General features: G+C 53.4%; 1 protein-coding gene. It reads left to right on the top strand.

Going from position 1 to position 3,154, the window contains the following annotated elements:
* Positions 1 to 401 precede the first annotated feature (401 nt).
* Positions 402 to 2,987 carry a M14 family zinc carboxypeptidase gene (locus RIC19_RS12975; RefSeq protein ID WP_350178755.1) on the top strand — a complete coding sequence of 862 codons (2,586 nt, stop codon included), beginning with the start codon at positions 402 to 404 and terminating at the stop codon, positions 2,985 to 2,987.
* The last annotated feature ends 167 nt before the right edge of the window (positions 2,988 to 3,154 follow it).

The raw sequence follows: 3,154 nt of genomic DNA, 5'->3' as shown, positions 1-3,154 counted from the left end.
TCAAGATGTCTGATTTGGCTGCAACAGGTGTGCTATCTTATACCGTATCCACGGATGACCATACGGCAACGAAGAAGATGGTTGTTGTGAAGGAATAGAGCATGAAAGTTTTTTCATGAGATGAATATGGGTTTTAGGTGTATTACCGGGGAGCGATTTTGTCGCTCCCCTTTTTTGTGGTGCCAGGCATAATGCACGGATTTTGGGGCAAGTCCCGAGTCCGCCGGTAATGGGAAGGGCATAGTCGATAAGCTTAAGAAATCCAGTGGTAAAGCACTGGGCCTGACGAAGAGGAATGGCAGTACCGTAGCTATAGTTATCGTGGCAGAGATGTTGGCGAGGTGCAACAATTCGCTAAAAATCCTCATTTTAAGGGCGTAAAAACATCAAAACCAACGCTAATGAATTGTAAGCCCACCCTGCTGGCCAGCTTGTTTGTACTTTTTGCCCAATTGGGCTTCGCTCAGCAATCTCTTGATTTCTACCTGCCGGATATCGAATACGATGCCAGTATCCCTACGCCCGAGTCTTTTTTCGGGCATCAGATTGGGGAGTGGCACCTCAGCCACGACAAGCTGGTTTACTACATGAAAGCACTGGCGGAGGCCTCTCCCCGCGTTACTTACACGGAGTACGCCCGCAGTTATGAAGGCCGCCCTTTGCTTTACCTCACCATCACCTCAACGGATAATCACAGCCGGCTGGACGAAATACAGGCGCAGCATGTGGCCCTTTCCAACCCGGAAGACCAGCAAAAGCCTGCACAGGAGCAGCCGGTAGTCCTCTATCAGGGGTTTAGTATACATGGCAACGAAGCGAGTGGTGGCAATGCAGCGCCCCTGGTCGCCTATTACCTGGCGGCGGGGCAGAGTCCGGTAGTCCTGCAAACCCTGGAAGAGGCGGTTGTTTTGCTTGACCCCTGCTTCAACCCGGATGGCTTCCACCGGTTTTCCACCTGGGTGAATATGCATAAAAATCTCCACCTGACTCACAATCCCCAAGACCGGGAGTATGACGAAACCTGGCCCGGTGGCCGTACCAACCACTATTGGTTTGACCTGAACCGCGACTGGCTGTTGGTGCAGCACCCAGAGAGCCGGGGCCGCATTGAGGTATTCCACCAATGGAAGCCCAATGTGCTGACGGACCACCACGAGATGGGCTCCAATGCCACGTTCTTCTTTATGCCGGGCATCCCATCCCGTACGAATCCCATTACGCCACCCTTAAATCAGGAACTGACCGGCCGCATCGGCAATTTTCACGCGGAAGCCCTGGACGACATCGGCTCCCTGTACTATACCAAGGAGAGCTACGACGACTTCTACTACGGCAAAGGCTCGACTTACCCGGATGCGAATGGCGGCATAGGTATCTTATTCGAGCAGGCAAGCTCGCGCGGTCACATTCAGGAGACAGAGAATGGTTTGCTGACTTTCCCCTTCACGATTCGCAATCAGGTGCGTACAGCGCTTTCCACGCAGAAGGCAGGCGTGGCGCTGCGTCAGGACCTGTTGCAGTATCAGTACGATTTTTACCGGCAGGGTATGGCGGAGGCCAAAGATGCTACTGTAAAAGGCTATCTTTTCGGGGCACCTGAGGATCCGGTGCGGACTTCGGCATTTTTAGACCTCCTGCTGAAACATAAAGTAGAAGTCTATGCATTGGAGCGGGAAGTCGAAGCAAATGGCCTTACTTATCAGGCCGGGCAAAGCTATGTGGTGCCTGTGGAGCAGCCGCAGTACCGGCTGGTGCGAGGTATGTTTGAAACCATGACTTCCTTTAATGACAGTATTTTCTATGATGTGTCTAGCTGGACCCTGCCCCTGGCTTTCGGTATGGATTATGCGGAGTTGGACAAAGCTACCTTTAGTACACGCTTGCTTGGCGATCCTGTAGTTGTGGTACCTGAGGCAGCTTTCCAGGAACCGGAACAAAGCGCCTACGCCTATCTGTTGGAATGGGAAAGTTACTGTGCTCCCAAAGCACTGTACCGGATTCAGGCTGCCGGTTTGCGCACTAAGGTCGCAACAGAGTCCTTTGTGCTGAGTGGTAAGCCTTATCAGCGGGGCACGGTTTTGATCCCGGTCCAAAATCAGCACCTTAAGCCTTCCGAAATTCATGAATTAATGGCAGGTGCAGCAGCTGGCTGTGCGGCGATCACTGCTGTGAATACCGGACTGACACCAACCGGTATTGATCTGGGCAGCCGGGACTTTGAGCGACTGGAAACGCTCAAAGTGGCGCTGATTGTGGGCGAAGGGGTCTATGCCTATGAAGCGGGTGCCGCCTGGCATTTGCTCGATCAGCGCTACGGTATTCCGGTGACGATGCTGGAAACCAACGAGCTTGGCCGGGGGGACCTGAATGACTTCAATACCATTATTATGGTGGATGGCAGCTATAGCAGTATCAGTAAAAGGGGCAGTGCTGACCTGCGGGAATGGGTGGCCGATGGGGGTAACCTGATTGCGACGAAATCAGCTATCAGTTGGGCTGAGCGGCAAGGGTTGGCAAAGGTAAGCAAGATTGGGGATGCCCGGGAACCTGCGGAGCAGCGCCCCTACGAAAAGCTGAGTGCCGACCAGGGCTCCGACCGAATCGGCGGTGCTATTATGGAAATAGAAGCGGACCTGAGCCATCCCTTGTTTTTTGGGTATACACGGTCTTCTATACCGATCTTTCAGCGGGGCACTACGGCTTATCGGCCTACTGATAACCGCTATGCAACACCGGCGGTCTACGCCGAGCCGCCTTTGATCAGCGGCTATGCCCGCCCGGAGCATGAGCGCAAGCTTGCGGGTGCTGCTGCTGCGATTGTCAGCGGTACGGGTAGCGGGCGGGTCATCTGCCTGCCGTTCGACCCCAATTTCCGGGCATTCTGGTACGGTACCAACCGCATTTTTGCCAATGCCCTTTTCTTCAGTGATGCCATCAGTGGCAGTGCGGTAGAGCGGGCGAGCGGGAAACCCAAAAATGGGCGGTAAGTAAGCCGTCACCTGGTCACCTCATAATTTAGAGCATGTTTGGAGCGGTTTCGTCATGAAAATCAAGGATTTATGGTTCTGGCAAAGTCACTAAATTTGAGTTTAGCGGGCTAAATGAAAATTTAGTGAGGAAGTCAGAGCTTGCCCCGCATTTCTGCGGGGTTCAT

This window comes from Phaeodactylibacter sp. (assembly GCF_040219495.1).
In the GTDB taxonomy this organism is placed as follows: Bacteria; Bacteroidota; Bacteroidia; order Chitinophagales; family Saprospiraceae; genus Phaeodactylibacter.
The sequence above is the reverse complement of the archived record's forward strand: the minus strand, read 5'-3'. Positions and strand labels throughout refer to the sequence as shown.